Consider the following 25,594-nt stretch of genomic DNA (forward strand, 5'->3'; position numbering starts at 1 on the left):
AAAAAACTATGAAAAAATATATTGTAGCTATAACAGCACTCTTAGCCTTATGGTCCTGCCAGACCGATGAGGAATATGAGGATCTAAACAGGGATCCAAAGAACCCCACCGAAGTAGCTTCAGACTTTTTATTTACTGCAGCTACTGTAAGTTTATCAGACAATATGGCTAGCCCTAACGTAAATGATGGCCTATACAGGTTCCTTGCTCAATATTGGACCACCACCACATATCTTGATGAACCCAATTACAATTTATCTTCAAGACAAAATCCAGACATTGTTTGGTCTGAGATTTATCGAGATGTACTTTATGACCTTAAAGATGCACGTAGCATCGTAATGGAAAATGAAGAATTGAGCCAGGAGGAAAAAGACGCTAGATTAGGACAAATTGAAGTTATTCAGGTTTATGCATGGCAGGTGTTAGTAGACACTTTTGGAGATATTCCTTATTCAGAAGCTTTGCAACCAGATAATTCCTTACCCGTATATGATGATGACCAGGCCATTTACGAAGACCTTATAAGCAGATTGGAATCAGTAGATGAACTTCTTTCAGCTGGACAGGGGTATGTTACAGCCGACGTTGTTTATGGAGGTGATATGGATAAATGGGTGAAATTTGCTAATTCCTTAAGTTTGAGATTAGGTATGAGGATATCACAATCTAACCCTGAACTTTCAAAATCTACCGTAGAAAGTGCAGTCTCAGATGGAGTCTTTACTTCAAATGCTGATAACGCCACTGTAGAATATCTTGGAACCTTCCCAAATACTAATCCATTATGGGAAGACCTTGTACAGAGTGGCCGTTCAGATTTTCTTGCATCTGCAACCATTGTAGATTATATGAATGAACTTAACGACCCAAGACGTATGCCTTATTTTGACGAAAATATTGATGGCAGGTACTTAGGTGGTGTTTATGGGGGCAGTAATAACTATTCATCCTACACACATATTGGTGATCCATTTCTAGATCCCACCAGAGAAGGCATATTTATTGACTATGCTGAAGTTGAATTTAATCTTTCAAGAGCGGCTGAAATTGGTTATTCAGCAGGAGGTGATGCAGAAACACATTATGAAAATGCCATCACTGCATCCATTATGTATTGGGGTGGAACTGAAGCCGAAGTTACGGCATACCTTGCACAACCTGCAGTATCTTATGACGGATCTGTGGAGCAATTTGCTTTACAATACTGGATTGCCATGTTTGACAATCCTTTTCAGGGATGGTCCGTATGGAGAAAGTATGATGCACCGGAATTAGTATTACCAGAAGAATTTGGTACTCCGGTACCTTTAAGATTCACCTACCCTGTAGATGAACAAAATTTGAATAACGACAATTATGTAGATGCTTCTGACGCAATTGGTGGAGATGATCAGCAAACACCGGTTTTCTGGGATGTGGATACTGAATAATTGCCTTAAATAATATAAAATGCAAAAGATGAAAAATTTAAAATTCTGGGGCCTATGCTTATTTATTGCCATAGGCCTGGCTTCATGCGAAAATGAAGACGATTATCTAGAAGACCATTATAAATATATTGGTGGTTATGCTAAATTAACAGATCGCAGTCTTAGCCGATTTGATACAGACGAAGACCTCAATATCGATTTTATCACTGCGGAAGGTGTTACAGCTGAATCTGTAGAAATTCTTCAGGATGGAGAGGTTATAGGTACTGCAACAGTATCCGGAGAAAGTGCTACTTTTAATTCTTCTATCTTAGGAAACTACGAGTTTCCTGATGATGACGGTGTAGATGAAGAAGAAGGTGAGTACGACATCAGAATAAGGACTACCTATTCTAATGGAAATTTCTCAGAAGATCCATTTACGGTATCTGTAGGCAAAGTTGTTTCTCTTGGAAACGCAGGAGATGAATATAGCAATCCTACTGAAACAACAATGGACAGCCTTTCTTCTGTGGAGTTGGCTTATGAAGTTTATACTCTTTCAGCTCCTGTAGATGAGGTAACCCTAATGTTTAAAAAGAATGCAGATGGCACCTACACTAATAGTGGGGTAGATCTTTCTGCTGAAGGTGGATATATCAAGTTATCGGAAACCGATTATGAGGATCTCAATTTAATGGTTAACGATACTTTATATTATAAAGTTACTGCCACCAGTGGAAGTATGACAGACGTAGTTGAATCTATGGTAGCCATTACTCCTAAAGCATTCAGTACAACAAATTCTGTTACTCTTACTGACGATCCGCTTCTTAATCAGTTGAACCTTTCTACAGGAGAGATTTCCGCAGAGAGCAATGAAGAGGGAGAAATAAGATATATGGATCCTGTTGGATTTGAAGTGGTGAATGATGCTGATATTTCTTTTGTGGAAGTAGAGAGTGATTTCTTTGACGATGCCGATGTGTTGAGCGCAAGAGCAGCTTTTGAAGCCGGCACTCCTGTTACCTCTGTTACAAACCTTGAAAGCGGCGATGTATATGTTTACAAAACCACAAGGGATGTTGAAGACGAAGATGAAAATGTAGAAACTTATAACTTCTACGGTGTTTTAAGAATAAGCAATGTGACCTCTGTTGACGGTGAAGTAGTAAGCTACGACATTGAATACGGGGAAGGTTACTAAAAACAACCTTTTCATGCCAATAAAAACCACCCAACCCGGGTGGTTTTTTTATTACCTGCTTTTGAAAATCAATTTTAATCCTAACTTTGCCGCATGAACGATTCAACAAGAATATTTGGAATAAGAGCGGTTATAGAAGCTATAGATAGCGGAAAAACCATTGATAAAATATATCTGCAGAAAGATCTTTCCGGCAGCCTTATAAAAGAACTGGAGCAAAAAATAAAAAAAGAGGAATATAATATTTCCTATGTTCCTGTTGAAAAACTCAATAAGTTAAGTAAAGGCAATCACCAGGGAGTAGTTGCCACCATTTCCCCCATCGCATTTAAAACACTGGAAGAAGTAGTTGAAAATGCCTTCAGCCTCACATCCACTCCATTATTCCTACTCCTGGACCAGCTTACCGATGTTCGCAATTTTGGCGCCATTATAAGAACTGCAGAATGTTGCGGAGTGAATGGCATCGTTATTCCCGAGAAAGGAGGCGCACCGCTTAATGCAGATGCTGTAAAAACATCTGCCGGAGCTGCCTTTAGTATTCCCATTTGTAAAGTGAGTCATATCAAGGATGCTCTATTTTATCTTCAGGCTTCCCAGGTTCAGCTTATTGCCGCAACTGAAAAAACCAATACCAGCATTTATGAATTAGATCTAAAAGTACCAACTGGCATAGTTATGGGAAATGAAGCAAAGGGAGTTAGTAACTCTATCCTCAAAACGGTAGATTATAAAGCAAAACTCCCGCTAATGGGTAAAATTGAATCCCTTAATGTTTCTGTGGCTTGTGGTGCCATTTTGTATGAAGCGGTACGACAAAGAATTGCACATACCTCCGCTTAAAATCTAAATTTGTTTTAGAAGGGCATTTAAAAATGAGGTTCTTAACCTTCTTCATCTTCGGACTTTTTATATAAGTATTTGTAGGTAATCCCGGAATCACCCTCCTGAATCTCCCCAGCATAAAAATCTTCCTCATCTTCCGTCGAAAATTCTTCTTCAGGTAATTTTTCTATAAAATTGCCGTTTTCATCAAAATGGCGCATAAATTCATCTTCTTCTTCCCGGTAACCCGGTTGTTCCCACTGGTATTTTGGAACTTTAGCAATTTTCCTTTTATATACAAGTGCCAGACAAACCCCGGTAATTAAACCCGAAAGATGACCTTCCCAGGAAATATCGGGATCTATGGGGGTTACATACCAAAGCATTCCGCCGTATAAAAACACTACAATAAGAGATAAGGCAACCAGACGGTAATGTCTGGAAAAAATTCCCTTAAAGAATAAAAAAGAAGCAAGGACATATATTAATCCGCTGGCTCCAATATGATAAGCAGACCTTCCTATAAGCCAAGTGATTAAACCTGAAAAAACAAAGCCATAAAAAAGTATTTGCCAGCTAATCTTCCGGTAGAAATAAAAAAGGCTCATGGATAGTACAAATAAGGGAATAGTATTATTAAAAAGGTGCTTTATCCCACTATGTATAAAGGGTGAAAATAAAATCCCTCTTAAGCCTTCTATTGTTCTGGGGCGCACACCATAAGCTGTAAAATCAAAACCAAACCTTATTTCAAACCAGAAGACAATCCATATCGCCAGAACAAATACAACGGGATATCCCACAACTCCCGGAGAGAACACAAAAGGATTAGTAAGATTAGGTTGATGTTTCATTCTAAACCAATATTACAAAAAACCATCCAAAACCAAACGGGATGATAATTTGTCATCATAATTACTAATTTAGCATTATGAATGAACCATTAGCAGAACGTCTACGCCCTAAAAAATTAGAGGACTATCTTAGCCAGCAACATCTTATAGGTCCAGAAGGAGCCTTGCGGCTGCAGATAAAGCGGGGACTTATTCCCTCCATGATCTTTTGGGGTCCTCCGGGAGTAGGAAAAACTACCCTGGCTAACATAATTGCTGCAGAATCTGAGAGGCCTTTTTTCACCCTTAGCGCTATTAGCAGTGGAGTAAAAGATGTGCGTGAAATTATTGAAAAAGCAAAGAAAAGTGATGGACTATTCACTACCAAAAGCCCTATTCTGTTTATTGATGAAATTCATCGCTTTAGCAAATCGCAGCAGGATTCTTTGCTTGGTGCGGTGGAAAAAGGCTGGGTTACGTTAATTGGAGCAACTACCGAAAACCCAAGTTTTGAGGTAATTTCTGCCCTTTTATCCCGTTGCCAGGTGTATGTCCTAAAGCCATTCACCAAAGAAGATCTTATAGCTCTGCTGGAAAGGGCAATGATAGAGGATAGTATCATCGCTTCAAAAAAGGTTGACCTGAAAGAAACAGAGGCTTTATTAAGATTAAGCGGAGGAGATGCCCGTAAACTTTTGAATATTTTCGAACTGCTGGTAACTTCTTCTGAAGAAGGCGTGCAAATCACCAATGAGATGGTTTTTAAAAAAGTGCAGCAAAACACTGTTCTTTATGACAAAACCGGAGAACAACATTATGATATCATTTCGGCATTTATAAAATCCATACGTGGTAGCGACCCCAATGGGGCGGTTTACTGGCTGGCAAGGATGATAGAAGGAGGTGAAGATGTAAAATTTATTGCCCGCAGGTTACTTATCCTGGCCAGTGAAGACATTGGAAATGCAAATCCCACAGCCCTGGTGATCGCCAACAATACTTTCCAGGCGGTTACCACCATTGGTTATCCTGAAGCACGCATTATTTTAAGCCAGTGTGCCACCTACCTGGCAACATCTCCAAAAAGTAATGCATCTTATATGGCCATTAACAATGCGGTAAGCCTGGTTAAAAAAACCGGCAATCTCCCTGTGCCCCTTGCAATCCGGAATGCGCCCACAAAATTAATGAAAGACCTCGGCTATGGGAATAACTATAAATATGCCCATAATTATGAAGGCAATTTTGCCCAGGAAGAGTTTTTACCTGAGGAGATAAAAAACACTATTCTTTATAATCCTGGCCAAAACCAACGCGAAAATGCACAACGGGAATTTTTAAAAAACCGCTGGAAGAATAAATATCCCTATTGATTTTCATGAAATAGCAGCTTTCAAATTTCAAATAATAGTCTCAAGGAAATAATTTTTTCTTCTGAAGAAAATTAATCCTGAAGCGTATATATAGTTTTAACTGTTTTGTTCTGATTTCGATCAAAAACCTCTACTACTAAATTTCCATTTTCATCAAAATAGGCCAGGCCCTGTTTATTTATTGAAGAATAAATAAAAGAATTTTCTTTTTCAGATTTCAGGAGTGCTGCAAAAGGTTCGGCCATTCCTTTTTGATAAAATGCATATCCTTCCCCTGTAGGCTTTAGATAATATTCAGCATTATTAAGAATAAAGAGATCCTTGGAAGAATTTGAAGTAGATGGCTCCTCCAATTTCTCCACAACTTCTACCGCTTCATCTTCCTGGCCTTTTGGTAATTCTTTTTGCTCTTTTGCAGTAGTTTCTGCAGCCACTTCTCCATTTACGGCCACCGGATTTGCCGGTATAACCTCACTGCTATATTTATACCCTTGTTCTTCCAGAGAATTAAAGGCGTCCCGAAGTGCCTCCTGATAGGCGGTTTTAAAATCTTTTTCGCGGCTGGTACCTTGAGCAGACTGGAATACTACTTTGTCATAACAATCCCTTAGAACCAGCGTTAACTTGGTTACAAACCACCCGGAGTCATTAAGAACATCAGCATATAAAGCATTACAGGGATTTCCTTTTATGGCAGCAGGCTTTTCTGCAGATTTCATTACGGCTTCAAATCCATATTTTTCAAGCAGAAATTTTGTTAAGGCATTAAGCTGGTATTCATTCCTGCCATCAGAAAACTCAAAGGATTCCGGTACAATTACATATTTATAATCATTCAGGCTTTGCGCATTCCCTGCGGTAAAACAAAGCACTATTAATAGGGTAAATAAGAGGTTTTTCATTTTTTGCAATTTAGCAGGCAGCAAGTAAAGCAGCCGCCGGGTGTATATAAATTAATAATGGCCTTTTCGCTTATCAAATATAAGCTGCAATCCAAATTGGATGGAGGTGCTGTTGGCCTTCGCTAAATTAACAAAAGACAGCAAATTATTCGCGGCGAGGTAAACATTAAAATTTCCAAAGGTACGGTGCAGCATCAGGCCAAGGTTGGTAAGAGAATATTCATCTACACTGTACATGGCCCTGAAGCCAAATTTTTCCTTAATAAGCTTATCGTAATATGCAGAAAAGGCGAGGGTAATGCCTCGTGGACGATTTACGCCCGAAAACAGTATCCCAACAGAATTCATATACCTTACTTCTTCGCGAATACGGTAATTACAAGGCACAAAAGCGCGGCCAAAACCAAATTCCATAGAAGTATTAAACTTTACAGGCCTCCAGGTGGTGTAAGGTTCATAGAGGGTTTCTTCCTGCAGGTTCTCATCTACTTCATCTTCAAAAAGATCCCAGTAAGGAATGGCTTCTTCATTGTTTTCCAGCTCAGGAAACAAAGGCTCAAGTCCCTGGGTTTGGTAATCTCCGTAATAATGGTAATTTTCCACATCACTTCGCTGGAACATCACTCCTATATCCCTCACCGCTGCGGTTACCTGGAACTGTTCAGTAAAATTATAAGTGGCGCCAAGGTCCAGTCCCAGGCCAATATTCCCGCCTAGGAGAGAACGCTTCAGCAAATCTGCAGCAGCGTTTTCTACCGTATTATTTTCTTCATTATTTAAGGAAGCAAAGCCCGAAGTTTTCACCATAACATCTATTAGGGACGCATTTTGCGTGTAAATACCACTTCCATTTTGGTTAAGTGTGGTTATAAAAATCCCCTGGTTATCTGTACTTTCCACATTGAAAATACCAGAGTATAACTTTGCTCTTGCGCCAACGGTTAGTTTATCGTTTATCTGCCGGTTGTAACCCACGTGATAAACCGCAAGCATTTCAGCAGTAAAAGAGGCCTGGGAAAAATCAAAGGGCTGGTTGATATATTTACTATTCCCTTCATTTACCAAAATTGCGAGATCTTTGGGGAAATAAATAAACGCATCGGATTCCTGGTAAAGCCCCACCGATAAATAATCGCTTCTATTCAGCTTCCAGCCCAGGGAGAGAATTTCCCACTGTTCATTAACCGAAAAATAATCCTGTGGAGTAAGGTTACGTATCGCATTCCTCACCCTTAGGTTCACATTTGGATTGGAATCATCAAAAATATCGAATAAAGTCACTCCTGTGGAACCCGCAGAAACATGAATTTGTGAAAAAAAAGGAATTCCAATATGGCCCCGAAAATTTATTTCGGCCCCGGGATTGCTCATTAGCGTTTGCGGAAGAGCATCTACATTATATAACAGAGGTTTGTTCTGAGAAAAGGATAAAGTGGAGAAAAATAAAAAAAAAACAACAAGAAGTCGCCGCATATCTAAAACTCAAACTTGAAAAGTCCTTTTGAAGCAAATTCAAGATCGCCTTTAAAATCTTCTTGATTTGGCTGGACTTCAAGTTCTACAACCATAAAAATTGAATTCTTCACCTGCGCAATTCGCTCCTCTCCCATTACTTCAACTCTTTCTGTGGTTACCGGATTATCTTCACTTCCTGGTGAAACGAGATAATTAATACTAAACTGTTTCCTGCCCGAGGCTGATAAAAAATATACTTTATTTGAAAAGACCTGCGGGAAGGTATTAATATTTCTGAAATAAAACTCAGCAGATTCTAAATCATTTTGAACATAATCATCATCCAGAAATTCGAGCCGCACCGTATCACGAATTACCGTGCGCATTTGATTGGTCTCCGGGTCTACAAAATCTGATTTATCTACCTGGTACAATACCAGGTTTGTCTGCAAATCTGGACTAAGCACAATATCCTGGGCCTGGGAAAGATCTACATCCTTTACACATCCCGAACACAGGGCTACTATAAGCACCAGCAGAAGATTCTTAAAGATTGTTAAACGCTTGTTCATAGAGATCTGACTTAGAGATTACTACTTGGCGGGCGAAGTTAACAAAACTTTATACTTATAAAAACTTAACTAGTTCTTTTAACGTTTTAATCTGCCTCATGGCGGAGGGATGAAGGCTTTGATAATAATCAAAATAGATTGACTGAAGACCAGCCTTCTCGGCTCCTATGATATCAGCTTCGTAATTATCTCCAATCATTACTGAATTTTCTGCAATAGCAGAACTTTTTGCAAGCGCTTTTTCGAATATTCCTGAATGCGGCTTTTTTACCCCGGCTTCTTCCGAAGTGGTGATGGTATCGAAATAATTAAAAATACCAGATGTAGTCATTTTCTTACGCTGAACTTCTTCAAAGCCATTGGTGATAATATGCATCCTGTAATTCGGCTTTAAATATTCCAGCATTTCTATGGTCCCCTGCAACAGGTGGTTATTTTTTGGCAAATGTTCTATGTAATCTTCTGCCAGGTTGTTCACCAGCTCATCGGTGGCTTCAAACTTTAGCAAATCAAAGCTGTCTTTAAGCCTTCCGTAGCGCAGGGCTTCTTTAGACACTTCATTATTGCGATATCGTTCCCAGTATTTTACATTGATACTGCTGTACACCTTTAAAAAATCTTGCACTCCAAGTCTCAGGCCCCATTTTTTAAAGATATCTCCAAAGGCAAGTTCAGAGTTTTTGTCAAAGTCCCATAACGTATGGTCTAAATCAAAAAAAACGTGTTTTATGTTATTCAACTTCATAAATCTGCTTCAAGACATTGTAATAAAGAGCAGGCCTGGAATATTCTGAAAAATCCTGGTTTTTAAAAATAGCCCTGAAGGTCCCTCCTACTTCCTTTACCTGGTTTAAAGCCTTATTCACTTCTTCATATACCTGCTCCTCGCGCACTTCCTTATAAATATGAGAATTAAAAATATAAGGATGCAGCATTAAAGGCGTGGTTACTTCCATATTAATATCATAAAAAAGAAAAGGAGTACAGGTCCCGGCCCTGAAACCTAAAGCATCGGGATACCCCATAGAAAAATCATTATGTACCTCCAGTTCCACCAGGTTATTGTAATTTTCAGGAAGTCCAAGGTCATGTCGGGAATTTAATACATGATCCAGCGAGCTGTGCACAATATTTTCCATTCGTAATTTTTCTGTTTTCAGGCTTTTCATATCCCGCACAGCATAATACCCCTGCAATAATCCTACTTTGGCATAATCTCCAACATATTTAATTACAGACCTGCCGGGGATGCGATTATAATTGATGTTACGGTCATGGATACTGAAATTGCTTAGCTGAAACATGAAAAACATCTTGAGCTTATGGGCTTTAATAAAAGCTATGAGCTCTTCAAAAATATTAAAGGGGTCTTTTTTTGCTCTGAAGGAAACTTTTATACGATCAAAGACCTTATGGAAATTAAACTGAAGAAGATCCCGGTTTAGCCCGGCGATGCTTCTAAGAACCCCTTTATTTCTATAGGCGAAAATATTTTCCACAGCCATTACCGCGCTGGCCTCAAAAACCCGGGGCTGAAATTCTATATCCGGAAATCGCTCTTCCAGCACCTTCCTGAATTTTAAAGCCCATTTATCTACCACGGGGGAAGAGAGAAAACCTTTTTGGTAAGCCAGGCTTTCGGAAACCGGGAAGCGTTCGGCTTCATCTTTTACGTGAGGCGCATATTCTTCATACCTGCTTAACAAATAAAAAGAAGCCGCAAAAATATCAAATGGAAGGGCACTTGCTTCAGGAACAGCAAAAAAACAGACACTATCTTCCCATGGCAGCACCTTTATTTCTACTTCAGAAAACCCCTGTTCTGTTAACAGATCTACCTTTTGTATAAAAAGTTCTTTTCCCAAAGCTTGTTTTCCGTAAGAAAGCTTCATGCCGTCATGAGCTATAAATTCTTCAATTTTAGTGGTGAATTTTATAGATATACCCAATATCGCCGTACACAAATGTTTAAAAATGTATATAATCCTGGGCGTAATTTTTTGAGTATAAATAAGTAACATCAGGAAAAATTAAAGAATACCTTCGTCTGCAAAGCTAAAATAAGATTTTTCAGTAACAATAATATGATCGAGCACCTTTATATCCAGGCTTTCACAAGCGGTTTTTAACTTCGCGGTAAGCTGCTTATCTGCTTCGCTTGGTTTTAGGTTTCCCGAAGGATGGTTATGGGTAAGGATGATAGCAGTGGCACCTAATTCCAGAGCCTTTTTTAGAGTAATCCTCACATCCACCAAAGTGCCTGTAATACCCCCTTTGCTTAATTGCAGCTGTTCCAGCACTTTATTGGAGTTGTTGAGATAGATTATCCAGAATTCCTCATGAGGCAGCTCTCCAATTACAGGCTGCATAAGCTCAAAAACAGAATGGCTGGAAGTAATTTTCTTTTTCTCCAGGGCCTCCTCCAGCCTCCTCCTGCGGCCAAGCTCTAATGCAGCTACAATACTCACCGCCTTAGCCTCCCCTATTCCTTTAAAATTACACAGTTGATTTACCGAAAGCCGGGACAATTCGCTCAGGTTATTCTGGGTAGAAGCCAGGATCCTTTTGCTCAATTCCACCGCACTTTCTTCCCGGTTACCAGAACCTATAAGAATAGCTATAAGTTCTGAATCACTTAGGCTAGTCCTGCCTTTTTGAAGTAACTTCTCCCTTGGGCGGTCATCCTCTGCCCAATTTTTTATGCTGAATGCTGCGCGCTCCTTCTCCATTGTGTGCTAAAGATATAAAACCTTTCATACCAAAAGCATCCCCGCACTTGAAAATGAAGCAATTATTTTAACCAGGTTTTTACTTCTTCAAAATCCAGGCCGCCGTAATTGCCGCTACTCATAAACAGTAACGCACTATGTTCCAGTTCAAGGTTCCGCAGGCTCTCATGCAATTGCTCCGGCTGGGTATATACTTTGAGATTTTCCTTTTTAAAGGCTGAAAAGATCTGGGCTTCAGAAATATTTTCAAGCTTTTTTAGCTTTACCGCTTCAGGAGAGTAAAAAACGAAAGCTTCATCAGCTTTATCCAAAGTACCTTCATATTGTTCTAAAAATTCGGCATTCAGGCTGCTGTACGTATGTAGTTCAAGGCAGGCAATCAATTTCCTGTTTTGAAACTGTTCTTTTACCGCTGCCGTGGTTGCCTTTACTTTGGAAGGGCTGTGCGCAAAATCTTTAAATATTACCGCTGAAGATGATTCGGCTACTTTTTCCAGGCGTTTGGAGGCTCCTTTAAAAGTGGCAATTGCTTCATAAAAATCATCTTCGTCTATTCCCATATGCTGGCAGATCCATTTTGCGCCGGCAAGATTGCTCAGGTTATGATGCCCAAATATTTCCAGAGGCAATTCTCCTTCAGGTGTATCCAGCAGCGTATGCTCGCCTTCCACATGATATTCCGGCGTATGGTAAGGATGTTTTCTTATGGGATTGGTGGTGGCTTCTGCTATGTTTTTAATTTCAGCATCTTCCTCATTATACACCAGAATGCCGCCGTTTACGATAGCATCCACAAAAATCCTGAATTGCTCCACATAAATTTCATAGCTAGTAAAAACGTTTATATGGTCCCAGGCAATTCCGCTTAAAAGAGCAATATTTGGCTGATATATATGAAATTTTGGCCTGCGGTCTATTGCAGAAGATAAATATTCATCTCCCTCAATTACTATAAAATCATTTTCTTCAGTTAAACGCACTGAATTGGAATAGTTTTCCAAGGCTGCTCCAACCATATAATCTACCTGTTTTTCATGATATTTCATCACGTGAAGAATCATGGAGGTAATAGTGGTTTTGCCATGTGAGCCACCAATTACCACACGGGTTTTATTTTTAGATTGCTCATAAAGAAATTCGGGGTAGGAAAAAACCGCCAATCCCAGGTGCTGCGCTTTTAAAAGTTCAGGGTTATCTGCTTTTGCATGCATCCCAAGGATCACGGCATCCAAATCTTCCGTAATTTTCTCCGGGAACCACCCCCACTCAGCAGGTAACATGTTATATTTCCTTAGTTTAGAAAGGGAAGGTTCAAAAATGGCATCATCGCTCCCGGTAATTTGATATCCTTTTTCTTTTAGGGCAATAGCAAGGGCGTGCATTGCGCTGCCGCCAATTGCTATAAAATGAAGTTTCATAAAAGCTAAATTTCAGCAAATATAATTATTTAAGACTGAAGCAAAGGAGTATTAAATCATATCCTTAAGCCGTTTTTTAAGCGCTATGGCTTCTTCAAAATCCGGCTCCATAACCAGCGCGCGGTTTACATTTTCAAGTGCTTTTTCCTGGTTTTTTTGATACAGCTGTACTTCTGCCATTTTAAGATACGCCCATTCCGGAGCCTTTAAGTCTTTATAACCGTAATTTTGGAGGTATTCCTTGAGCAGCTTTAGGGTAAATTGTGGTTTAAGTTTATATTTAACCGCTGCTTCCGCCAGTTCATAGTTCATGGTGTTGCGCACCAGCAGTTCAGGATGATGGGAAGCAAGTGCTAAAGCTTCGGCAATACTGGCACGTGCATTTTGCAGGTCTTCTTTTTCAGCAAAAATAAAAGCCTGAGCCAGGTATCCATCCAAGGCATTTATTTTCACCAGCTCTTTCTGGTATTTTCCTGCCAAGGCCTCATCGCCCCCCAAAAAGGATGGCAGCTGCATATAAAGCTCTACAAGCGCCCTCCTGGACTGTGCGTGACCAGGATCCAGCGAGGCAGCCCGGGAAAGGTATTTTTTAATATCATCCAGTAAAAACGCAGCAGTAAATTTGGAACCGTAAAAGGCTTTTAAACCCATGGCTCCTCCCAGTTTAAAATTATAACCAGCGTTCTCAGGATGATTTTTAACCAGGACTTTATATCCTGCAATTGCGTCATCCCAATCTCTCCTAAAACTGGAAATATCAGCCAGATATTCCAGGGCTTTTTCTTTGTCTTTATTCCTTTTGAATATTGCTTCAGCCTTTTCAATTTCTCCTTTTTGGAGATATTTCTCCCCCTGGATAAAATCTCCCTGGGCAGCGATATTACCGTTAAAAACAAGTAGAAACCAGATAAAAGTCAGAAAGTGCGCCTTCATTTTCTAATATTTTGTTAATTTTATTAATCCACCTGACATTTTTAATCAATAGTTATCAACAAATGTGCAGATGCCCGCAATTATTTCCCGAATAATGTTAAAGCCGTTTGCTTTTCGACCTTCCATGTTAAAAATTATTTTAATATTTGCGATACTTTTTAATAATGAGTTCAAACCTAAACTTTAAAGTTGAATTTAACACCTAGCCTATGCAAAATTTTACTTTAGGTAAAAAAGGAAAGTTTTTTTCCTTCTTTGCCTTTATTTTATTAATTGGAATTTTCCCCTCTTTTGGACAGACGGGAAATTGTCCTACAGTAGGTGACGAGGATACCACCACAGATGGTAATCAACAGTCATTTTGCTATTTATCCACGGTTGCCGATCTTGATGGAACAGCGGCAAGTGGAACTACCCTTAGATGGTACCGCTCTGCGACCGGCACCACTCCTATTCCCGCAACAGAACTTCTACAGGATGGCATATACTATGCCGGAAATACTGAAGGTACCTGCAACAGCAGACCTTCAGTAAATGTTGATGTAGATGATTATGGTGCACCTTCACCAAGTTTTGGAGTAGTATTTTCGCCATGTATGTACAGCACTACAGGCGCAAATACTGTTGCAGAACTTATTGACCTTGTGGAAGGAAATGAGGTGGAAGTATATACTCAGGAATTCAGTGGTTCCCCACTTAATCCCGGAACAACCTTAACTCCAGAAACAAGCTACTATGTAGGCCAGAGAAATCCTGTTACCAATTGCCCTACCAGCAGGGTAGCGGTAAGATACGATCCTATAGCCGTTCAGCCACCATCCGGTGAGACCGAACAAGTTTTTTGTGACGGAGCAACCGTTGCCGATTTACAGGCTACAGGAACTAACAGATGGTACAGCACCGAAGATTCCTTCCCTGCTTTAGATCCTGCCACTCCATTAATTGACGGAGAGACTTATTACGCAACTCAGATTATAAACAGGGTCAATTCTCCGGAACCTCCCTGTGAAAGTATTGCCCGCTTCCAGGTAAACGTAACTGTACTGGATGCAGGGGAAGATAATACAGATAATACCTTATGTATTTCTGAAGCTGATTCCCAGCTGAATACTGTTGCCAATGCCCGCACCTATTTTGAAAGTCTTTTGGAAGATGGTGTTCCTACCGGAGGCAGCTTTTCTCCTTCCTTGGAAAGCATTGTGAGCAGCTATAACAGTGATCCTGCGGGAACTTACCAAACCACCTACACCGCTACTTTTAGTATTGGCTGTACAGATACCGTACTTTTAGGTGTGAATGTTCAGGAAGATCCAAACGCGGGTGAAGACAGGGATGTAACTGTTTGTGAAAGCGACCTGGCACCTTTTCTTCCATTGAACACCCTTCTAATTCCGTTAGCTCAGTCGTATATTGAAGATTTTATAAATGATTCCGGCTTGGATCCAACCGGGGAGTTTTCGCCATCTATTGAGAATTTATTCGACCAGATAAACGAAGATGCGCTGAATAATGCGTTCCCTTCCACCTATACCGTCACTTATACCGTAGATAACGGTGGATGTGTGGCCTCTTCAACTTTAAATCTTACTATTGAAGATGTTGCCGATGCAGGAACAACTGTTACAGATCCTGTAGTATTTTGCGAAACAGATGTGGCAGAGGAAGGCATTTTTGCCAGCGAAGATGCATTGGAAGCTTATTACCTGGAATTGCTTGGAGCTGAAGATACAGACGGTACTTTCTCTCCCACAATTAGCAGCCTTATTGCCAATTTTAACGACGGGGATGCCGCCGGAGATTACAGTGTTACCTATACTGTAGAAAGAACCAGTTGTGGAAACGCTTCTGCCAGCGCAACCATTACCATAAACGCTGCTGTACCTGCAGAGGCAGGAACTATTACCAACAGAAGTTACTGTAGCACCAGTCCTGAAATTGGACTTGTGAGCCTGCTCGATGGTACTTCCATGCCAGGTGGAACCTTTAGCAGTACAGATATTGATGTGACTTCACAAAATTTCAATCCGGCAACTGCGGGAGAAGGATCATACGTGATTACCTATACGGTGAGCGAAGATGATGAAGCTTCTTGTTTAACCGGAACAGATTCTGAAGATTTCACTATTACAGTGGAACAAGCTCCTGATGCAGGTACCTCTGCCTCTGAAGAAATTTGTATTAATAATCTGGAAGAGGATGTTTTTGCAAGCGAAGCCAGTCTTAGAGCCTATTATATAGCATTACTTGGAGCTGAAGATACAGAGGGAACTTTCTCTCCTGCATTGAATACTCTTATTGCCAGTTACAATGATGGAATTGATGGCGCTGCTGAAGATTTTAGCACCACCTATACCGTGGCAGGTTCTGTTTGTGAAGATGCAACCGCCACCGCCAGTTTAACAATTACCGCTGCGGAAACTGCAGAGGCAGGAACAATTACCTCACCTGAACCATATTGTTCTAATGAAGGAATAATAACTCTTGCAGATTTACTGGACACCTCATCTATGGCAGGAGGAACTTTCTCCAGCGAGGATGCCGATGTTGCAGATGGTACTTTTAATCCTTCTACTGAAGGAGCCGGAGAACATTTGATTATTTACACAGTAAGTGAAGAAAATCCCGGGCTTTGCGTAGCAGGGACAGACACGGCACAATTTACCATTACAGTTAATGATACGCCTAACTCAGGACCTGGCGGAAACGTGAATTTGTGTGTTTCCCAATTGGAGGAAATTCTTTCCAGCCCGGCGGCGCAGCAGGCTTTATTAGATGAATTTGGAGGCTCTTTTGATGCCGGAGGAGAATTTACTCCAAGCCTTGCTACCCTGGCCGCGCAATTTGCAGCCACCACCACCTTCCCTGCAAGTTTTACTGTAGAATATACCGTAACCAATGCAACTTGTGACGATTCAGCCACATATGAGATTGTTGTTTCAGAGACAAGGGAAGCCAATGCAGGCAATGATGTAGAAGATATTACCTTTTGTACCACAGATGCTGAAGTTGATCTTTTCTCTCTTCTCTCTGATGATGCCGATGCCACAGGTTCTTTTGAAGGATATGAAGACGGAATTTTTGACCCATCAGTAGTTGGCGCAGGAACTTTCTCTATAGCTTATACGGTAAGCGGAGATGGAGAGTGCATTACAGGCTCTGATTCGGCAGAAATTACTATTGAAGTCTTTGAATCTCCTGATGCCGGTGCATCTGTGATTGATGTGGTTTGTATTGCAGATGTTGAAGGTATTAGCACTACCCAAGAGGCCATGGCTTTCTTTAGCGCTTATATAGACGGTAACGCAGAAATGGATGGAACCTTTGAACCATCTCTGGAAACATTAGCTGCTCAACTCCTTGCATCTCCAATAGGAACTTTTGAAACCACCTACACTGTTGCTAATGATAACTGCTCAACGAGTTCAACATTAAGCATTACTGTAAGGGACCAAATTGAAGCTAACCTGACTGAAGTAGACGATCCACCGGCTCCAATTTGCCAGAATGCCGGAATTCAGGATCTAACCAATTTTATTGGAGACAATCCTGACTTTGGAACTTTTGAAGGCTATGAAGATGGAACATTAGATCCGGGAGTATTAGCTGCAGGTGAATACGAGATCATCTACTCGCTAGACGAAGGTACAACCGAATGTGTAACAGGCTCTGATTCTATCTCCTTTACCATTACCATTGTAAACTCTGCTCTTGCAGGATTTGATGAGGACGTTGCTCTTTGTACAAATGATGAGGTTACAGATCTTTATACCTATATAGCTGATTTTGCTGATATGGATGGTGCTTTTACCTATAACGGAGAAGAACTGGAAAATGGAATGTTTGATCCTTCCATGTTCACACCCGGCACCTATGAAGTATTATATACCGTAGCGTCTGAAAATGATTGTGGAGAGGATACCGCTACTTATATCATAACAGTTTCAGAAGCTCCCGATGCGGGAATGGATGATACCCTGGAAGTTTGCCAGAATGCAGAAATGCAGGATTTATTCATATTATTAGCCGATGATATTGCCGCCACAGGAGAATTTTCTCTTGATGGTGAGCTAATTGAAGACGGCATGATGGATCCTTCAGCTTTCGAGCCAGGGACTTATAATGTGATATACACAGTATCTAACGAAAACTGTTCAGATACCGCAACATTTGCTGTTACCGTACTTGACGCTGCAAACGCAGGAGCAGATATGGAAGTAACTTATTGTATGAATGACGGCACACAGCTATTGTTTGATGAAATTTCTGCCGATGCCGATGCTAACGGAACCTTCACCCTTGATGGTGAAACACTGGCAGACGGAATGTTTGACCCTGCAGCTTATGAGGCCGGAGAATATGAAATCACCTACACCGTAGAATCTACTACAGATTGTGAGGACAGCAGCGCTACAATTACTGTTACCGTAGCCGAAACTCCTGCCGCGCCAACAGTGACAGATATGAGCTTCTGTGCTACTGAAGACGCTACAGTTGCAGATCTTATGGCAGAAGGAACTAACCTGGTATATTATGCTGATGTAGAATTAAGCCAGCCTTTAGCTATGGATGAGCCGCTTGTTAATAACACTCCGTACTACGTGACCCAGGTTGCAGATGAAGGCGGATGCGTTTCTGAAGCTGCCGTTATTATGGTTGCTATTAATGATGCGCCTACTCCTACCATTAACACTAATGATCTGGAACTATGTGTTTATGATGACAACACCCTTGAAAATTTAAGCGCTGCCATTAACGAAACAGGAACAATTACCTGGTACTCTTCAGCAGAAGGAGACAATGCATTAAGTGAAAATACAGAGCTGGAAGACGGCGTAACTTATTATGCAACTCTTTTAGATGAGGTAACAGGATGTGAAAGTTCTCAAAGACTTTCTTACACCGTAACACTTGAAGATTGTGACCTTGTGTTCCCTGAAGGAATTTCACCTAATGATGATGGCAGGAATGACACATTTGATGTTAGGAATATAGAAGAAAAATATCCTAACTATACGCTGGTGATATTTAACAGATGGGGGAATACCATTTATAAAGGGAATGCCTCTACTCCAGACTGGGACGGAACTTCCAATCAATCTGGAAGCCTTGGAGACGGCGTGTTACCGGTAGGAGTTTACTTCTATGTGATTGATTTCAATGATGGAGTAACGCCTCCTAAACAAGGTAAAATTTACCTAAGCCTATAGTCTAAAGGATAAACTAGAAAGAAATGAAAAAAACAATAACAAAATATTTACTATTTGCAGGCATTATCCTTTTTTCTCTAAAAGGAATGTCGCAACAAGACCCTTTATTCACTCAGTACATGTATAATATGAGTGTAATAAATCCTGGTTACGCCACAGACGATCCGGGAATGTTAAACCTGGGTGGAATTTATAGATCCCAGTGGCAGAATGTTGACGGTGCTCCAACCACCGCCAACTTCTTTGCCCATACTCCTATTAATGAAAGAGTAGAGCTGGGATTAACCGTTGTTCATGATGAAATAGGCGGATGGATCAAGGAAAACAACATCACTGCAGATTTCGCATATGTGCTTCCCGTTAGCAACAACAGCAAGCTTTCCTTTGGAGCCAAGGCGGGACTTACCACCTTTGATTCCAATACTTCTGGTATTATCTTAAACGAGGGAGATGATCCTGCGTTCGAGAATTTTAATGAAGTATTTCCCGTATTTGGGGTGGGTGCCTTCTGGTTTGGCGATAATTACTACCTAGGAGTATCTGCACCAAACCTATTCACCACAAAGCACCTGGACAATTTTGATGGTATACAGGCTGTGGGCGAAGAAAACATCCACTACTATTTTACCGGAGGTTATGTTTTTGACATCAGCCAGAATGTACGTTTAAAGCCTGCCTTTATGGTACGTGGGGTACAGGATGCGCCCCTTACAGTAGATGCTACGGCTAATGTACTTTTGTATGATAAATTAGAAGCCGGGATTGGCTATAGATTTAATGAAACTCTTACCGGACTGGTAAATTTCAAGATCACCCCGCAACTGCGCGTGGGCTATGCCTATGATCATTATACTTCAGATTATGCCGGATTTGATGTTGGCGGCACCCATGAGATCATGGTGTTGTTTGACATTGACCTGTTCGGCCTTACTAAAGGATATGACAAATCACCTCGATTCTTCTAAAAACTGCATAATATGAAAAATATATATAAAATACTTTTATTAACACTTGTAAGCGTTTCTGCTTTTGGACAAAGTTCCGAAATCAAAAAGGCCAATAAACTTTTTGTTCAAAGAGCTTACGTTGACGCGGCAGATGCTTACGAAGACGTGGCAGATAAGGATCAGCAGGTGCTTCAAAACCTTGGAGATTCTTACTTCTACACAAATCAGATGGAAAATGCAGCTGAAGTGTACAGGCTGCTTTTCCTTAGGCATGAGGGAAACATTGCTCCGGAATATCATTTTAGATATGCCCACGCTCTTATGGGAACAGACCAGTATGAGGAGGCAAACCAGTACTTGAGCAACGCGATGGGAAAAGATATAGATTTCTCTGAATTTGAGAAACAACTGGATACCGCGGTTCCTCACACCTACACCACAAACCAGATCATGAACAACAGTGCTTCAGCTGACTTTGGGATTTCGTTCTATGGAGACCGCATAGCGTTCGCTTCCACCAGAAACCAGGAGCGTCCAATTTATCCATGGAACAAAAAGCCTACTTTAGACCTTTACAGCGCATCTATTGATGATGAAGGGGAACTTAATGATATTGTTCTTTTTTCAGATAACATTAATACTGATGAACACGAAAGTTCAGCAACTTTTACCCAGGACGGGATGACGATGTATTTTGACCGTACCAATGAAAAAAGGGTAAAAGATACCAGCGGGCTAAGAGTTGGCCATATCAGCATCTATAAAGCGGAAATGGTAGATGGCGAATGGACCAATATCGAAAAACTCCCTTTTAGCAGCGATGATTACTCTGTAGAACATCCAAGCCTTAGCCAGGACGGGAGCAAACTTTATTTCTCCAGTGACATGCCCGGGTCTACCGGCGGTTCTTTTGACATTTATGTAGTTGATGTAAATGAAGACGGAACTTTTGGCAGCCCTGAAAATCTTGGTAGTGGCGTTAACACCGCATATCGCGAGCAGTTCCCGTTTATTAGTGATGAAGACGTGCTTTATTTCGCTTCAGACGGGCACATGGGCTTTGGTAACCTTGACATCTTTAGAAGTGAAGGGGATTTTTCTGAAGTTCAGAATTTGGGCTCTTCTATTAACAGCAACAGGGACGATTTTGCTTTTGTTATCAAAGAAGGACAGGATGAAGGCTTCTTCGCTTCCAACCGAAGAGGATCTGACAATCTTTACACCTTTGTAAGGGAAGATTATGTACCGCCTGTGGTTGATTTTGAAGACAGGGAAACCAATATTGAAACCGGCAGGCAGCAGCTACGTGATGTTGGCAATATTTACTTTGATTTTGATAAGGCTACCATTAAAGCTGAATCTGAGCCTACGCTTAATAAAGTAGTGGATATTATGAACAAATATCCAACTCTTGAAATAGAAATAGGATCCCACGCCGATGCCAGGGGAAGTGACCAATACAACATGGCTCTTTCTGAAAGACGTGCAGCTTCAACTCTGGAATATCTTGTTGAACATGGAATTTCCAGAGACAGGCTAACCTCTAAAGGTTATGGTGAAAGCATGCCATTAAACGATTGTACAAAACCTAATATGTGTACTGAAGCGCAATATGCTAAAAACCGTAGAAGTGAATTCACCATTATGAATTAATTGCAGATTGCCAGCTTACCAATCAAAATGAGAAGCCCCCGGAAATTCCGGGGGCTTTTCTATTTTTATCCTTTCAGAGAATTGCCGACTATTGCAGCACCATTTCATAACATATCATTAATGGCGAATGGCCATTTACAAATACCCTAGAATAAGAATACTAGGGTAGCTATTGTTTTTAGAAGCGGAATCTTTTATTGTTTAAAAGACCTTAGTTCTTTTTTCAATTCTTCCATAGACTGCTTTAATTGCTGAAAAAGGCCATTTTCTGAAGGATTATCCAGGTTAAAAGTCAACTTGCTGTTTACCTGCCACAACTCCTGTATCTGGTTTACTTTTACTTCTATGGGCAGGTATTCTTCATTTAAGGAGATAAGCAGCATTTTAGAAGGATCTGGTAACTTCTGTACCTTTTTTACAAGCACAGAGTCGTAAAGCACCACTACATAAACTTTATTGTTGTTCAGCTCATCTATCCCACCAATCGCTTTTCCCATCACCCATTCCCCTGGCCGGTAATTTGGCAACATGCTATCCCCTTCTATCTGGAATCCCCTGTAGGTGGCATTTCTAAACTCCGGCAGTGGGATATCAAAAGCAGGTAACTGGTTGTACCACTCCACATCCTGCACATTGTGTGGGTAACCGGCAGCTGCCTTTTGATTAACCATTACAATATTCTCATTATCTGCACTGTTCACGGTCACCACTTTAGGGCTTACATCCCCTTTGGTAATTTGCAGGTATTTCTGGCCGCTGTCCCCAAAAAGCCATAGGGGATTTATGCCAAATTGCCGCAGCAGTTCCGCCACTACTTTTCCGGAAAGTTTGGTGCGACCTCTTTCTATATCGGCCGTAGAATTTTTAACTCCAAGAACTTCCGCAAATTCGGTTTGCGTAAAGTTATTTTCTTCCCGTACTTCTTTAAAGTGTTTTATTTCTATAGATAAAGCTGTTCCCATAAGGTGCTAATTTAGGTAATATTCCAACATTAAAAAGCTTGAATGGATATATTCCTATAATATTTCACTGCAAACTTTGGGATTCAATAGATTTTTAATTAAATTTTTATATCACAAATTTTACTTTTACCGTTCTTAAAGAAAATAGTTATGAAAAAAATAAATGCCCTACTGCTAGTACTTTCCACAATCTTACTCACTTCTTGTGTAAAAGATCAGGATGATATAGACAATAATTATATCCTTCTGGAAATGCAGGCGGGAGATCAATTGCCGGCATTCCAGAATCCCAGTTTCGAGATAAGCCTTTATGGCTATAATGAAACTATTGCCGATGATGAAGCAACTTTAATAGTAAGCCAGGATTTTGGCGCCGATGATTTTCCTTTCACTTTAAGAATGGATATTCCGGCAGATCCTTATGCTGGAATTGAAAACCTCCAGGATAATACCAATGCCGCTTTTTACATAAGCATCCAATGGGATTCTGACGGGAATGGCCAAAATTGCACAGGAGATATAGACCTGGACCACAGTATACAGAATGTAGGTTTAATTAATATTAACAGAAGGGACCCGCAAACCATCTATCTTAGCACTATTCCTGAAACTACTCCCTGCAATTAATACACATAAAAAAACCCGCTTAAAATCGGGCTTTTCTGTAATATGGTTTTCTGTTCTATGCTTCCGGATCTAATCCTGCTTCTATCCTGGCGATAAGGTCCTGCCAGTGATAACGGGTAAGCGTATTTCCCGTACGGTTTTTACGCTTATTAAGGTCCGACTTCAATTTCTGAAGTTCTCCCCGCATAAGTGCCACCACATCTGTAGCCGCTATTTCTTTCTCCCCTTCAGCCTGCACCTGCTCTACATAATTTACCGCGGCATCTACATAAGCCCTTTGCAGGTTTCGGCGGTAAGCATCTACTTCTTTTGATTGGTATAACTCACTAAAAATTCCCTGGCGCAAATCCTTCATCATATTCACAGCAGAATAGGTTTCCCCGGAACTGCGCTGTTCATTTTCAAACATTCTCTTCAGCCGGTCTTCATCTAAAAGATAATCAAGCGCCCGCGTTTGCAAATTTTGCACCCTTTCAATTGCCCCGTTAGATTCAATGCGGTCAAGAATTTCATCATTCAGCAGCCATTGAGGAGTAGTAAAAGCATTTTTATTAAGGAAGGATATTGCCGCTTCCTGCTTTTCCCGGGGAACGGCTTTGTAAATCACGCCTTCCTGGTCTGCGGTTTTACGCGTTTCATAAACCCCGCCCACATTGGTGATTACATGATAAATATAGCCGCGCCACATGCCTGTAAGTTCTGAATACACCTCATCGAGTTCCTCATAACCGCTGCCCTCCTCTGAAGTCCATTCCACGAGATGAGGAACCACTTTTTTTAAATTGGCAAGGCCGTATTCACTTGCCTTCACCTGGTCTGCTCCAAGGCTTTCCCTTTGTGCCTGCGGGTCTACCCCGCCATAACCGCTTCCAAACTCATACGCGGGGTCTCCTGCTTTTTCAAAAATCCAGGCATCTAAAGTGGTTTTTTCATCTTCAGGTTTTTTAGCTTCAGGCAAATACCGGTAACCCCAGTTAATGGCATATAAATCATAAGGCCCCATCATTCTTATAAAACGTACTCCTTCATCTCCCGGTTGGGCCACATAGTTTACCCTGGCATAATCCATTATGGAAGGCGTAAGGCCATATTTTTGAGTGAAGCTGGCAGATCGCAAAGAATCGGTTGGATAGGCCGCACTGGCTTTCATGTTATGGGGCAGTCCCAGGGCATGCCCAACTTCATGGGCGATTACCATTCGCATCATTTCCCCAATTTCAGCTTCGGGGGTATTTAAAGTTCTTGCCGCGGGATTTTGTGCTCCCGCTTCTATCATAAACCTGTTTCGGTAAGAGCGTAAATGATTATGGTACCAGATAATATCACTTTCTATTATTTCCCCAGTACGCGGATCTATAACCGAAGGCCCAATGGCATTACGGGTAGTACTGGCAACATACCTCACTACAGAATATCTTACATCTTCAGGGCTAAATTCCGGGTCTTCTTCAGGAGAAGGCGGGTCTTTGGCGATAATTGCATTTTTGAAGCCTGCTTTTTCAAAAGCCACATTCCAGTCTTCAATTCCCTGTTTAAAATATGGCCTCCATTTTTTAGGTGTGGCAGGATCCAGATAATAAACGATAGGTTTTACCGGCTCCACCAGCTCACCTCTTTTATAAGCTTCCATATCTTTGGGAACAAGGCGCCACTTTCTTATAATTTCATATTCGTCAGACTTTAATTCGTCTGAATTATAATCGTATTTTTCCACTGTAAACCACCCTACGCGGTCATCAGCAAGCCTTGGCTGCATGCGGTCTTCCGGCAACAGCACCATAGACTGGTTCATAAGCATTGAAATAGTTCCTGCCTGGCCTCTTTCCGGCGGTTCTTCAGCTTCATAGGTCATCACATGCTTTATTTCAACATTCTCAGGATAAGCATTTGCCGACTCAATATAGGACCTGCTCTGGTCCAGTTTTTTTACCTTGTAACGCTTCCGCAGAGAAGAAGAAAGCCCGTCTATGGCTTCTACTTCGCTTTCAAAAAGACTGCTCACATCTACAACTACAGCAGTAGAATCTGGATTATATGCTTTAATTTTAGAACTGTAAAGAATTGGTGAAAAATTATTGGCAAGCACAGAGGTGTAAATTGGCGATTCTTCGTCGCTCTCATTTTTAAAACTTACTACTTTAACATCTATAAAATCGCCTCTTTTGGTCCACCTTACCACCTGCTCGTTCACCTTGGAACCGGCGTTCACATAACCTCCCCCAAAACCAGAAGGAACTTTTGCAATCCTGCTTACCAGGAGCATATCCTTTTCAAGCAGTTCTAAAGGAATTTCAAAATAGAGCTTATCCTCTACAAAATGCGTGGTAAACATTCCTTTATCGCTTTTAGCTTGGGGGGTAATAAGTTTATTGTACGAGGTTTTCCCGCCCTCTTCCTTTGCTGAAGCAGTCTCCGCTTTTTTTTCACCCTTTTTACCAAAAAGTTTTCCCTGGCTCTGGCACCCGGTTAACAGCATAGCCATGAGCCCTAAGGCAGTTAATTTTCTTATCATAAATATTCATATTTTTTAATGCGGCAG

At 40.9% G+C, this 25,594-nt stretch carries 19 protein-coding genes; 8 read left to right on the forward strand and 11 right to left on the reverse strand.

Features of this window, described 5'->3' with window-relative positions; all coding sequences use genetic code 11:
* Window positions 1-8: 8 nt before the first annotated feature.
* From AB8M93_RS08470 to rlmB, 3 genes are all read left to right on the forward strand, one after another.
* On the forward strand, window positions 9-1,433 hold the full coding sequence (locus tag AB8M93_RS08470; protein WP_373057133.1) for a SusD/RagB family nutrient-binding outer membrane lipoprotein: 1,425 nt from the start codon (window positions 9-11) through the stop codon (window positions 1,431-1,433).
* Window positions 1,434-1,461: 28 nt separating this feature from the next.
* Complete coding sequence (locus AB8M93_RS08475; RefSeq protein WP_373057134.1) at window positions 1,462-2,619, forward strand: hypothetical protein; 1,158 nt, start codon at window positions 1,462-1,464, stop codon at window positions 2,617-2,619.
* A 93-nt stretch (window positions 2,620-2,712) separates the two neighbouring features.
* Window positions 2,713-3,462: a 23S rRNA (guanosine(2251)-2'-O)-methyltransferase RlmB gene (gene rlmB / locus AB8M93_RS08480; protein ID WP_373057135.1), complete on the forward strand. Its 750-nt coding sequence runs from the start codon at window positions 2,713-2,715 to the stop codon at window positions 3,460-3,462.
* Between the two features lie 41 nt (window positions 3,463-3,503).
* On the opposite strand, the gene AB8M93_RS08485 is transcribed toward rlmB, so the two are convergent.
* Complete coding sequence (locus AB8M93_RS08485) at window positions 3,504-4,298, reverse strand: rhomboid family intramembrane serine protease (protein WP_373057136.1); 795 nt, start codon at window positions 4,296-4,298, stop codon at window positions 3,504-3,506.
* Window positions 4,299-4,375: 77 nt separating this feature from the next.
* On the opposite strand from AB8M93_RS08485, the gene AB8M93_RS08490 reads away from it, so the two are divergent.
* A complete protein-coding gene (locus tag AB8M93_RS08490; protein WP_373057137.1) occupies window positions 4,376-5,650 on the forward strand; it encodes a replication-associated recombination protein A in 1,275 nt (424 codons plus the stop codon).
* Window positions 5,651-5,721: 71 nt separating this feature from the next.
* On the opposite strand, the gene AB8M93_RS08495 is transcribed toward AB8M93_RS08490, so the two are convergent.
* The 8 genes from AB8M93_RS08495 to AB8M93_RS08530 form a co-directional block, all read right to left on the reverse strand.
* The gene (locus AB8M93_RS08495) at window positions 5,722-6,552 is read right to left on the reverse strand and encodes a hypothetical protein (RefSeq protein ID WP_373057138.1); all 831 of its coding nucleotides are present in this window, start codon (window positions 6,550-6,552) and stop codon (window positions 5,722-5,724) included.
* 51 nt (window positions 6,553-6,603) lie between these two features.
* On the reverse strand, window positions 6,604-8,025 hold the full coding sequence (locus AB8M93_RS08500) for a DUF5723 family protein (protein ID WP_373057139.1): 1,422 nt from the start codon (window positions 8,023-8,025) through the stop codon (window positions 6,604-6,606).
* A gap of 2 nt (window positions 8,026-8,027) precedes the next feature.
* On the reverse strand, window positions 8,028-8,579 hold the full coding sequence (locus AB8M93_RS08505) for a hypothetical protein (protein WP_373057140.1): 552 nt from the start codon (window positions 8,577-8,579) through the stop codon (window positions 8,028-8,030).
* A 55-nt stretch (window positions 8,580-8,634) separates the two neighbouring features.
* On the reverse strand, window positions 8,635-9,324 hold the full coding sequence (locus AB8M93_RS08510) for a YjjG family noncanonical pyrimidine nucleotidase (protein ID WP_373057141.1): 690 nt from the start codon (window positions 9,322-9,324) through the stop codon (window positions 8,635-8,637).
* Window positions 9,311-10,600, reverse strand: a complete 1,290-nt coding sequence (locus AB8M93_RS08515; RefSeq protein ID WP_373057142.1) for a polysaccharide deacetylase family protein — start codon at window positions 10,598-10,600, stop codon at window positions 9,311-9,313. The genes AB8M93_RS08510 and AB8M93_RS08515 overlap by 14 nt, the downstream gene beginning before the upstream one ends.
* A 9-nt stretch (window positions 10,601-10,609) precedes the next feature.
* Window positions 10,610-11,308 (reverse strand): RadC family protein, encoded by a 699-nt coding sequence (radC, locus tag AB8M93_RS08520; protein ID WP_373057143.1) that lies wholly within the window; start codon window positions 11,306-11,308, stop codon window positions 10,610-10,612.
* A 62-nt stretch (window positions 11,309-11,370) separates the two neighbouring features.
* Window positions 11,371-12,726 (reverse strand): UDP-N-acetylmuramate--L-alanine ligase, encoded by a 1,356-nt coding sequence (locus AB8M93_RS08525; protein WP_373057144.1) that lies wholly within the window; start codon window positions 12,724-12,726, stop codon window positions 11,371-11,373.
* 51 nt (window positions 12,727-12,777) lie between these two features.
* Window positions 12,778-13,659 carry a tetratricopeptide repeat protein gene (locus AB8M93_RS08530; protein WP_373057145.1) on the reverse strand — a complete coding sequence of 294 codons (882 nt, stop codon included), beginning with the start codon at window positions 13,657-13,659 and terminating at the stop codon, window positions 12,778-12,780.
* Between the two features lie 209 nt (window positions 13,660-13,868).
* Between AB8M93_RS08530 and AB8M93_RS08535 the strand changes: the two genes are divergently transcribed.
* From AB8M93_RS08535 to AB8M93_RS08545, 3 genes are read left to right on the forward strand one after another with little or no spacing between them, the layout of a single operon-like run.
* Window positions 13,869-18,866: a T9SS type B sorting domain-containing protein gene (locus AB8M93_RS08535; RefSeq protein WP_373057146.1), complete on the forward strand. Its 4,998-nt coding sequence runs from the start codon at window positions 13,869-13,871 to the stop codon at window positions 18,864-18,866.
* A 23-nt stretch (window positions 18,867-18,889) separates the two neighbouring features.
* Window positions 18,890-19,831 (forward strand): PorP/SprF family type IX secretion system membrane protein, encoded by a 942-nt coding sequence (locus AB8M93_RS08540; protein WP_373057147.1) that lies wholly within the window; start codon window positions 18,890-18,892, stop codon window positions 19,829-19,831.
* Between the two features lie 12 nt (window positions 19,832-19,843).
* Window positions 19,844-21,466 (forward strand): OmpA family protein, encoded by a 1,623-nt coding sequence (locus AB8M93_RS08545; RefSeq protein WP_373057148.1) that lies wholly within the window; start codon window positions 19,844-19,846, stop codon window positions 21,464-21,466.
* Window positions 21,467-21,660: 194 nt separating this feature from the next.
* Here AB8M93_RS08545 and AB8M93_RS08550 read toward each other — a convergent pair whose 3' ends face one another.
* Window positions 21,661-22,428, reverse strand: a complete 768-nt coding sequence (locus AB8M93_RS08550) for an XRE family transcriptional regulator (RefSeq protein ID WP_373057149.1) — start codon at window positions 22,426-22,428, stop codon at window positions 21,661-21,663.
* Between the two features lie 150 nt (window positions 22,429-22,578).
* Between AB8M93_RS08550 and AB8M93_RS08555 the strand changes: the two genes are divergently transcribed.
* Window positions 22,579-23,055 carry a hypothetical protein gene (locus AB8M93_RS08555; protein WP_373057150.1) on the forward strand — a complete coding sequence of 159 codons (477 nt, stop codon included), beginning with the start codon at window positions 22,579-22,581 and terminating at the stop codon, window positions 23,053-23,055.
* A 55-nt stretch (window positions 23,056-23,110) separates the two neighbouring features.
* Here AB8M93_RS08555 and AB8M93_RS08560 read toward each other — a convergent pair whose 3' ends face one another.
* Window positions 23,111-25,567, reverse strand: a complete 2,457-nt coding sequence (locus AB8M93_RS08560; protein ID WP_373057151.1) for a zinc-dependent metalloprotease — start codon at window positions 25,565-25,567, stop codon at window positions 23,111-23,113.
* Window positions 25,568-25,594: the final 27 nt, after the last annotated feature.

Source organism: Autumnicola aciditolerans (assembly GCF_041679265.1).
Taxonomy (GTDB): domain Bacteria; phylum Bacteroidota; class Bacteroidia; order Flavobacteriales; family Flavobacteriaceae; genus Autumnicola.

What these genes read in the sequence shown, in the direction of transcription:
- AB8M93_RS08470 (WP_373057133.1), top strand. Translation starts at nt 9, where the DNA reads ATGAAAAAATATATTGTAGCTATAACAGCACTCTTAGCCTTATGGTCC.
- AB8M93_RS08475 (WP_373057134.1), top strand. Translation starts at nt 1,462, where the DNA reads ATGAAAAATTTAAAATTCTGGGGCCTATGCTTATTTATTGCCATAGGC.
- rlmB (WP_373057135.1), top strand. Translation starts at nt 2,713, where the DNA reads ATGAACGATTCAACAAGAATATTTGGAATAAGAGCGGTTATAGAAGCT.
- AB8M93_RS08485 (WP_373057136.1), bottom strand. Translation starts at nt 4,298, where the DNA reads ATGAAACATCAACCTAATCTTACTAATCCTTTTGTGTTCTCTCCGGGA.
- AB8M93_RS08490 (WP_373057137.1), top strand. Translation starts at nt 4,376, where the DNA reads ATGAATGAACCATTAGCAGAACGTCTACGCCCTAAAAAATTAGAGGAC.
- AB8M93_RS08495 (WP_373057138.1), bottom strand. Translation starts at nt 6,552, where the DNA reads ATGAAAAACCTCTTATTTACCCTATTAATAGTGCTTTGTTTTACCGCA.
- AB8M93_RS08500 (WP_373057139.1), bottom strand. Translation starts at nt 8,025, where the DNA reads ATGCGGCGACTTCTTGTTGTTTTTTTTTTATTTTTCTCCACTTTATCC.
- AB8M93_RS08505 (WP_373057140.1), bottom strand. Translation starts at nt 8,579, where the DNA reads ATGAACAAGCGTTTAACAATCTTTAAGAATCTTCTGCTGGTGCTTATA.
- AB8M93_RS08510 (WP_373057141.1), bottom strand. Translation starts at nt 9,324, where the DNA reads ATGAAGTTGAATAACATAAAACACGTTTTTTTTGATTTAGACCATACG.
- AB8M93_RS08515 (WP_373057142.1), bottom strand. Translation starts at nt 10,600, where the DNA reads ATGTTACTTATTTATACTCAAAAAATTACGCCCAGGATTATATACATT.
- radC (WP_373057143.1), bottom strand. Translation starts at nt 11,308, where the DNA reads ATGGAGAAGGAGCGCGCAGCATTCAGCATAAAAAATTGGGCAGAGGAT.
- AB8M93_RS08525 (WP_373057144.1), bottom strand. Translation starts at nt 12,726, where the DNA reads ATGAAACTTCATTTTATAGCAATTGGCGGCAGCGCAATGCACGCCCTT.
- AB8M93_RS08530 (WP_373057145.1), bottom strand. Translation starts at nt 13,659, where the DNA reads ATGAAGGCGCACTTTCTGACTTTTATCTGGTTTCTACTTGTTTTTAAC.
- AB8M93_RS08535 (WP_373057146.1), top strand. Translation starts at nt 13,869, where the DNA reads ATGCAAAATTTTACTTTAGGTAAAAAAGGAAAGTTTTTTTCCTTCTTT.
- AB8M93_RS08540 (WP_373057147.1), top strand. Translation starts at nt 18,890, where the DNA reads ATGAAAAAAACAATAACAAAATATTTACTATTTGCAGGCATTATCCTT.
- AB8M93_RS08545 (WP_373057148.1), top strand. Translation starts at nt 19,844, where the DNA reads ATGAAAAATATATATAAAATACTTTTATTAACACTTGTAAGCGTTTCT.
- AB8M93_RS08550 (WP_373057149.1), bottom strand. Translation starts at nt 22,428, where the DNA reads ATGGGAACAGCTTTATCTATAGAAATAAAACACTTTAAAGAAGTACGG.
- AB8M93_RS08555 (WP_373057150.1), top strand. Translation starts at nt 22,579, where the DNA reads ATGAAAAAAATAAATGCCCTACTGCTAGTACTTTCCACAATCTTACTC.
- AB8M93_RS08560 (WP_373057151.1), bottom strand. Translation starts at nt 25,567, where the DNA reads ATGATAAGAAAATTAACTGCCTTAGGGCTCATGGCTATGCTGTTAACC.